This window comes from Algoriphagus taiwanensis (genome assembly GCF_036245645.1).
Classification (GTDB): domain Bacteria; phylum Bacteroidota; class Bacteroidia; order Cytophagales; family Cyclobacteriaceae; genus Algoriphagus; species Algoriphagus taiwanensis.
Genome location: NZ_BTPE01000027.1, coordinates 1 through 8513, shown reverse-complemented (window position 1 = coordinate 8513; position 8513 = coordinate 1). Strand labels below are relative to the sequence as shown.

Genomic DNA, 8513 nt, shown 5'->3' with positions numbered 1-8513 from the left:
CTGTTTTCCCCACTTGATTGAGTCAAGAAACCCACAGGCCCAGCACCGCTTTTTTTGAAGTTTTCATGAAACAAAAAAACCTTATTGAAACTGGTTTCAATAAGGCCCTTGTAAATAATTTATTATCAGATGATTAGATGGTGTTTCACCAACTATTTTTGACCATTAGATCGCGATTTAATTACAAGAGAACATAAAGCAAAAAGGCCTCAAGATTACTCCTGAGGCCTTTTTAGATGATTTGTCTTTTGGTTATCGGATCACATCGTATCCACTTTCTTCTGTCTTCCGGTGTAGCCGAAGCTGCTCTTGCCCACTCTCAGCTCGGTGCGTCTGTTCAGCTGGTGCATCGCCGGCGTGCAGGTCACGCTGTTGCAGTCGTGCACCGGCCGGGTCTCCCCAAACCACTGGTACTCCAGTCGGTTTTCCTCGATACCCCGGTTGATCAGGTACTGCTTCACCACATCGGCTCTGCGCTCGGACAGCTTCTCGTTGTACTCGTCACTGCCCCGCTGGTCGGTATGTCCCTCGATGTACAGCATCAGATTCGGAAGTCTCCTCAGCATCGCACCCACCTGCTCCAGCTCCTGCTTGGACACCGATCTGAGCATCGACTTGTCAAAGTCAAAGTAGATCGTCGGGATCTCCGCTATCTCCTCCTGAATCTTCTCAAACAGATCCTCCGGCTGGCAGAAGTCCATGTCCTTCAGCTCCTGCGGAATCTCGTAGCTCTTGGTCGGGTCAGGAAACGCCTCCAGCACCAGCTCCGATCTCCTGTTCAGCTGATGGCTGTCCTCCGAGCACGGTTTCCCGTTCCCACAGTCGTTGACCAGCTGACTCTCTCCAAACCACTCCAACCTGATCCGGTCTGAGCTGATTCCCTTCGCTCCCAGGTACTCGGTCACCGCCTTCGCCCGGTTGTTGGACAGACGGATGTTGTACTCGTCACTCGCTCTGGAGTCCGTGTGGCTGGCCACCAGCAGGTCCAGGAAGCTGTATTTCTCCATCAGCTCGGCCAGCTTGTCCAAGGCCGGCATCGCGTCCTTGCGGATCGCAAACTTGTCCAGGTCGTAGTACACCAGGTCCACGTGCACCGGCAGCTGATACGGGATCGGTACCAGCTGGTACTCCCGCTTCACCGTGTCTCCAGCGAAGCCCTTGGTCGTGATCGTCTCGTCTGTCAGCGGGAAGTAGCCCGGCTTGCTGATCGTGATCCCAAAGTCGCTCTCCGGCTCCAGCTGAGCGGTCAGCTCCCCTTTGCCGTTTCTGGCCGTAGGCACCATGATCCCCTGCGTCTTGTCCCGGAACGTGGCCAGATAGCTCTCCGTGATCACGTTGCCGTTGCAGTCCAGCACTCTGGCCAAAAACTGCTTGTACATCTCCTTGGCCATGTAAATGTCATCCAGTCCCTTGCCCCCTCTTCGGTTGGAGGACAGGTACACCGTCCGGTCCTTGTCTTCCCGGTAGGCAAAGTCATCGGCCAGCGAGTTGATCGGATAGCCCATGTTACGCGTATTGCTGACTAAGGCTTCCGTGTAGTCCGCTTCAAACACATCCATCCCCCCGAAGCCTTCATGACCCGTCGAACTGAAGTAAAACTTGTTCCCCTTGCGGAACGGATACGTCTCGTTGGCCGACGTATTCACACCGGGGCCCAAAGGTACCGCGCTGCCGAACAGCAGGCTGTCTCCCGATACGCTGTATTCGCTGTAGTACAGGTCATAGCCGCCCAGACCTCCCGGCATATCCGAGGAAAAGTACAGCCTGCCGGCTTCCTCATCCACATACGGGTGCATCACCGAGTACCGCAGTGAGTCGTTCAGCGGAAAGGCTTTCGCTCCTTCCAGCTTCCCTTCTGCATTCACCTTGCTATAGTAGATCTCCACCTGCACCATCACCGTGTCCTTTCTGGGCTTCACTTTACCCGGATCACGGGTCACCGTGTAAAACAGCACCTTCTCCTTCACCGAGTAGCTCGGGTCCGAAAAGCTCTTCGTCTTCGGCACGTCGCTCACCACCGCACTGATGTTGCCTTCGCTGTCCTGACGGTACACCGTGAAGTAGCCCCGGTCGGTGTAGTCGCTCTTCTCCTGGCTGAACAGCTTGTTCCGACCGTCGATCCGGATACCCGGCATCTTGTCCGGATAGCTGCCCCCCCGGTCCGAAACAAAGTACTTGTTCCCCTGCCCGTCTTCCACCATCGAAAAGTCCGACTCCGAGCTGTTCAGCTCTTCCATGTTTTCCAGCTTCAGCTTCCTTGCGCTCTGGGGAATATCCCGCTTCTCAATCCTAAGGCTGTCCGCGGTCATCCCCTTCGCCTGGATCAGGCCTACCGCCTCCTCGAAGTTCTCCGTCAATATCCCAGCTCTCAGCAGCTCCCGGTAATCATCCCCCGTCGCTTCCTCGTAGCTCACCGTGGTCTTCCACCAGTCGTACGAAGCTCCGTAGTCTCTTATCTTGTCCTGGGCCAGCGCCGTCTTCCGCGCCGTCTCGTAGTTGGGCTTCTTCGCGTACGCTTCCTTGTACACGTCCAGCGCATGCTGGTAGTTCATCAGCTCCATCTGCTCGTCAGCATAGCGTACTCTCGATTTCTGTGCCTCCGCTATACCCGTGGTCCCGATCAGCAAGCCTGCCGTTATTGTCAGTAGTGTCAGTGTCTTTTTCATAATCAGAACCATCTTTGGTTTTTCATCATTGAAGTCCTCGGTATCATATAGAAGCCCAGTGAAAACTCGTGCGAGTTGCTCCGGTAGTCCTGCAGCACGTTCAGGTTATGGTCATACGCATACCCGATACGCAACCGGTCCGTGGCAAATATCTCGATGATCGCCGCTATCGCGTTCCGGCTGCTCAGGTTCTCCTCCAGGTTGTCGTTCCAGATCTTCACGTTGCTCCGGTAACTGCCCCCCAACCAGATCCGGTCGTAAAACAGAAACATCGCGTTCAGATCGTAATTCGTCGGCGCTCCCTTCACTTCCTTGATCAGAAAGCTCGGCTTGAACGAAACCGTCTCCGACAGCTCCAGCAATGCCCCTGCTGTCAGGTAGTAGTGGAAGTCATGATACGCCAACGCCACATCCTCCCGCTCCAAGGCCTTCTTGCCGATCATGTTGTACACACTGAATCCCGCATAAAACTTCGGCGTGTGGAAAAACAAACCCGAATTCAGGTTCGGAGTGAACAGGTTCACACGGCCCTCCGGAATCTCCACATCGTTCGGATCATTCGGATCCAGCAGGTCCCCATCGATCATGTACTCGGTCACTCCCGCACTCACGCCCAAACCCAGGTGGCTCCTCGCTCCCGTCTGAATCCGGTACGAATACGTCAGCAATCCCCCAGTCGTACGAGCCGGACCCAGATTGTCCGACAAAATCGAAATCCCGAAGCCCATCGTCCCCTCGTTCGCACTCAGGTCCGCGGTCACCGTGAACGTCTCCGGACTGCCCGGAAATCGGATCCACTGGCTCCGGTAAGTCGTCTGGATATACGGCTCTCCCTTATATCCCGCATACCCCGGGTTCACATGCAGCCCGTTGAAAATGTACTGGCTGAACTGAGGCAGCTGCTGGCCAAAACTACTCCCGGTAGCCAAAACGGCTACCAAGAGGGTCATTCCTATGATTTTAAAAGTCTTTTTCATGGCTCTTCTTATTATTCTTTGATTACCTGAATCCAGCCCAGGAACTCATGGACTCTGCCGCTGCGGTCGGTCAGCTTCAGCACGTAGAAGTACGTACCCGCTACCTGACCCGGCGCATCCCAGTCGTTCTGATAATTGCTCTTCTCCAGTACATGATCTCCGTATCGGTTCAGAATCACAATCTCACTGGCCGTAAACTTGCCCAGTCCCTTGATCTCAAACGTGTCGTTGTCACCGTCTCCGTTTGGCGTGATCACGTTCGGAATGCGGAACGGCAACACCTGGTTCACATCCATATCCCGGTTGTTCTGCTCGTTGGTGTCGTCCTCTTCACTGTCAACGGTCACCACGTTCTGGATCTGACCCGCATCTCCTGCCTGTACACGGATCCTCAATGTGATCACTCCGTCTGCCGGAAGGAACGGAACATCCCATCTTACCGCGCTGCCGCTCACCGAAGGACTGCCTACCTGGATCTGTGGATCGCTCACACTCACCACGCGTGAACTCAAATACGTCACTCGAGTCGGCAAGTCATCCGTAATCGTCACGCCCGTTGCCGGAGTGCCTCCGATGTTGCTCACCACTATCTCGTACTCAAACTCGTCACCCTCGTAAATCTCTACCTCGAAAGAGGTCTTCGTTACTGATAGGTCAACATTATCGTTGAGAATTCTGAAGAATACCAAGGCATCGTCATTATTCTCAGGGAAGTCTGTCTCTCTGAGTACATATCTCAAGGTGTAGTCTCTGACTTCATTGACATTTGGAATCAAAGTCAGCTCGCCGTTATCGTTGATCAATAGACCCACAATACCATCCAGCTCAGTGAATTCGAAGTCGACATCTGCAGGATCTGGTCGCTGACCTTCCAATCGGTCATTGTCCAGGATGTTTCCGATCACCCCACCAAAGCTGATGAAATGTGATCCAAAGTCATCATCGTTGGCAATGATCTCAACTTCAACCTGCAAACATCTCCAGCCAAAGTCCATATCCAAGTGTACTCGGTCTCCAGCAGATACTGTTCTCGTGATTTCATCCTCTGTGGTCAAACCACATCTTTCTTCGAATCTGATTCCGTTGATATCAGTCATTCTGCCATTTGCATTTGGCAATACTTTTACTTTTCCGGTAGACTCCATGAAGGAAGCTTGCTGCTGGATGAATTCATCTACTATGAAGGTTGCGGTATATTCTCCGAATCTATTCTCATCGATTCTATCTCTCCAATATCCAAGGATACCGACGATGATTTCAGATTCGTACCCATCAGGTCCAGTGACCATGATGTTGAAGCTTTGATCATTACCGAATCCGGCTTTGTTCAATTCACCTTCATTTTCAGGACCGTCATATCTACCGTCACCGTTCAGGTCAAACCATTCCCAATCTCGAATTGAAATAGGACCTGCTGCAGGATCATTTAGGGTAACCTGTCCGTCACCATTGGCATCAAACCACTCGTTTTGTATTCCGTCCTGATTGATGTCATACCAAACAAAGTCTCCTAGAACAGTTCCGTCGTAGGTCTCATAGTTGAAATCCTTAGTCTGGAATTTACATACTTCAATGAAGGTAAAGAACAAGGAGCTTTCTACTGGGAACAAGCCTCTAACCGCATTCAGGTTAGCATCTTGAACTTGTAGTAAGTACTGACCTGGTACAAAATCCTTGAAGGTATAACGACCGTCCGCACCTGTTACCAAGATCAAAGGTTCACCTGGGGTTGATTCTTGCGGAATCAAAGTCACTGGAACACCAGCCAATGGTTGACCTGTTGTATCATCGATAAGTACACCTGTAATAAGAGTCTTGTCGATACATGCAATCTCAACAATTTCCTCTGCTTCTTCAGAAATCTCGTCTTCAGTAACAGGATCTGTGTATGTCGCAGTTGCCACATTGACAATCGGCTCTTGTGAAGCAATATCTACAATTGTAGTGGTATAGCTTGTCTCAAAAGCAATTGCATCACCTGGATTAAGTATTCCAATCACCTCTTCCAAGCCAGTCAAAGGATCGGAAACTATTACATCAGTAAGAGTAGTGTTTCCGGTATTTGTGACTACAATGGTGTAGTTTATTACTTCATCCTCGTCCTGTACCGCGTCGACATCAGCCATCTTGGTGATAGTTATTGAAGATGTTCTATCGATTGGAGTTTCGATCTCAGTTTCATCTTCAGGGTCATCCTCACCTTCTGGGCTTTCACCGGAAGTTAAGGCAGTATTCAGTACAAAGCCTGCATCCACGTCATCCTGTGTTACCACGTAGTCAGTATTCACTGCTGTGGATGCACCCGGTGCCAAGGTTCCTACATTGATATCCAATCCAGTCAATGGATCCTCTACCGTTACATTGGTCAAGGTCACATTACCGGTGTTGGTTACGGTCAGCGTGTAAGTGATCACATCACCTTCTCCTTCAACCTGAGCTCCGTTATCGCTCTTCACGATCTGAATGCTTGGATTTCTCTCAATTGGAGTTTCCTCCTCATCCTCATCGGTCGGTGTTTCCTCATCAGGACTGTCACCGGAGGTCAGGGCAGTATTCAGTACAAAGCCTGCATCCACGTCATCCTGTGTTACCACGTAGTCAGTATTCACTGCTGTGGATGCACCAGGAGCCAAGGTTCCTACATTGACATCCAATCCAGTCAATGGATCCTCTACCGTCACATTGGTCAGGGTCACATTGCCGGTGTTAGTCACGGTCAGCGTGTAAGTGATTACATCACCTTCTCCGTCTACCTGAGCTCCGTTATCGCTCTTCACGATCTGGATCGCAGGAAGTTGAATCACATCCACTTCCTCATCGTCGGTGTCAGAAACTTCTTGCTGACCTGCGAAAGCAGAAGCCGTAGCCACGTTAAGAATTGCTTCTTTTTCCATGTCTGCCAATGTAACAGTATATACGGTCTGTACTTCAACCACCTGACCTGGAACCATCATTCCATAGAGATTGTCATAGCCTGTCAGCGGATCGGTAATCTTCACACTGTTCAGGGTCATGTTGCCTGTGTTGGTCACACGCAATGTGTATACTATCACATCTCCTGCTGCATCCACACTCGATACGTCCGCAGTCTTCACGATCTGGATCGCAGGAAGTTGAATCACATCCACTTCCTCATCGTCGGTGTCAGAAACTTCTTGCTGACCTGCGAAGGCAGAAGCTGTAGCCACGTTAAGAATTGCTTCTTTTTCCATGTCTGCCAATGTAACAGTATATACGGTCTGTACTTCAACCACCTGACCTGGAACCATCATTCCATAGAGATTGTCATAGCCTGTCAGCGGATCGGTAATCTTCACACTGTTCAGGGTCATGTTGCCTGTGTTGGTCACACGCAATGTGTATACTATCACATCTCCTGCTGCATCCACACTCGATACATCCGCAGTCTTCACAATCTGAATACTTGGATTACGCTCAATCGGCGTCTCAATCTCAGTGTCATCCTCAGGATTTTCTCCGTCAGGACTTTCTCCAGAAGTCAAGGCAGTGTTCAATACAAAGCCTGCATCCACGTCATCCTGGGTTACCACATAGTCAGTATTTACTGCTGTGGATGCACCTGGTGCCAAGGTTCCTATATTGATATCCAATTCAGTCAATGGATCCTCTACCGTCACATTGGTCAAGGTCACATTTCCGGTATTGGTCACGGTTAGCGTGTAGGTAATCACCTGATCTGCTGCATCAATCTGGGCACCATTATCAGTTTTAACAATTTGGATATTTGCGTTTTGGCATATTTCAATTAGCAAAGTGTCCTCATCGGATACCGTCTCGTCATCTGTAGTTACACTCGCCGTATTCTCGATCAAGCCTGCATCCACATCTTCCTGCGTTACTGTATAGGTCGCCTCGTAAGTCCAGGTCTCATCCACATCCAGCTCGTCATCTCCGTCGGTGTCACCACCCACAAAGCTGATCGCTGACAGATTTGGCATTTCATCCTTCACTTCGATGCCGCTCAGTGACACATTACCCGTGTTGGTCACCGTAAAGGTGTAGGTAATCACTGTCTCTTCTGCTGTCACCTCGAAGCAATCCTGCTCTCCGGATGTCTCCAAGTCGCTGGTCTTCTCGATGTTGATTGAAGGATCTTGAGTGAAGCAAGCTTCAGCAGAGGCTTCATCCTCAAGAATCACTCTATAAGGCATTTCTTGTCCTTCACCTGGTGCTATTCTGGCATCAACCAAATACTCACGAACCTCTGCAATGGCCGTATTTTCATAACACTTGCCATCGATCATCTCCTGAGTGATGACTACTGTTACTTCGCGGGTATCTTCTGCATTAGGTGCAAGCTCATCAATGATCCAGTTGTCTCCTGTCTGGATATCCTCAACATAGACATCAAACAAGGTCACATTACCAGTATTGGTCACCGTGATCTCAAAGATTAAGTCTCCATTAAGGACGTCATCATTGATTTTGACGGTTTTGGTGATATCCAGGCCTTGTACCTGGCAAAGCTCAAACTCTGTTCTTGTATCGTTATCTACTGTGCTGCCAGACAGGTCAGACACTCGGGTCTGGCCGAAGAAGCCTTCTGCCTCTGCCTGGTTGGTCACAATACCCGCCTCGACATCAGCCGCAGTCACTTCATACGTCGCCGTATACGTCGCACTCTCACCCGGCTTCAACGTGCCCTCAGCACTGTTCATGCTGCTGGACTGGAACGTGATCGCTCCAAACGTGCCCGTGCCACTGAAGCTCTCCTCAGCGATCGCCACATTGGTCAGGGTCACATTACCCTGGTTGGTCACCACAAACGTATAGGTCAACTCGTCGCCCGCTTCCACACAGTCGTCTCCGCTGTCGCTAGGAGCCACTGTCTTCACCAGCGCGATGTCCT

3 protein-coding genes are annotated in these 8513 nt (G+C 50.7%); all 3 read right to left on the bottom strand.

The features are described 5' to 3' along the window. Positions 1–260: 260 nt before the first annotated feature. Positions 261–2666 (bottom strand): OmpA family protein, encoded by a 2406-nt coding sequence (locus tag AAA938_RS20065; RefSeq protein ID WP_338230702.1) that lies wholly within the window; start codon positions 2664–2666, stop codon positions 261–263. Positions 2667–2668: 2 nt separating this feature from the next. Next, positions 2669–3643 (bottom strand): PorP/SprF family type IX secretion system membrane protein, encoded by a 975-nt coding sequence (locus AAA938_RS20060; protein WP_338230700.1) that lies wholly within the window; start codon positions 3641–3643, stop codon positions 2669–2671. Positions 3644–3654: 11 nt separating this feature from the next. After that, a partial coding sequence (locus AAA938_RS20055) for a DUF7507 domain-containing protein (protein WP_338230698.1) occupies positions 3655–8513 on the bottom strand: 4859 nt, incomplete at its 5' end.

Coding starts and splice junctions, on each gene's coding strand:
- AAA938_RS20065 (WP_338230702.1), bottom strand. CDS start 2,666: ATGAAAAAGACACTGACACTACTGACAATAACGGCAGGCTTGCTGATC.
- AAA938_RS20060 (WP_338230700.1), bottom strand. CDS start 3,643: ATGAAAAAGACTTTTAAAATCATAGGAATGACCCTCTTGGTAGCCGTT.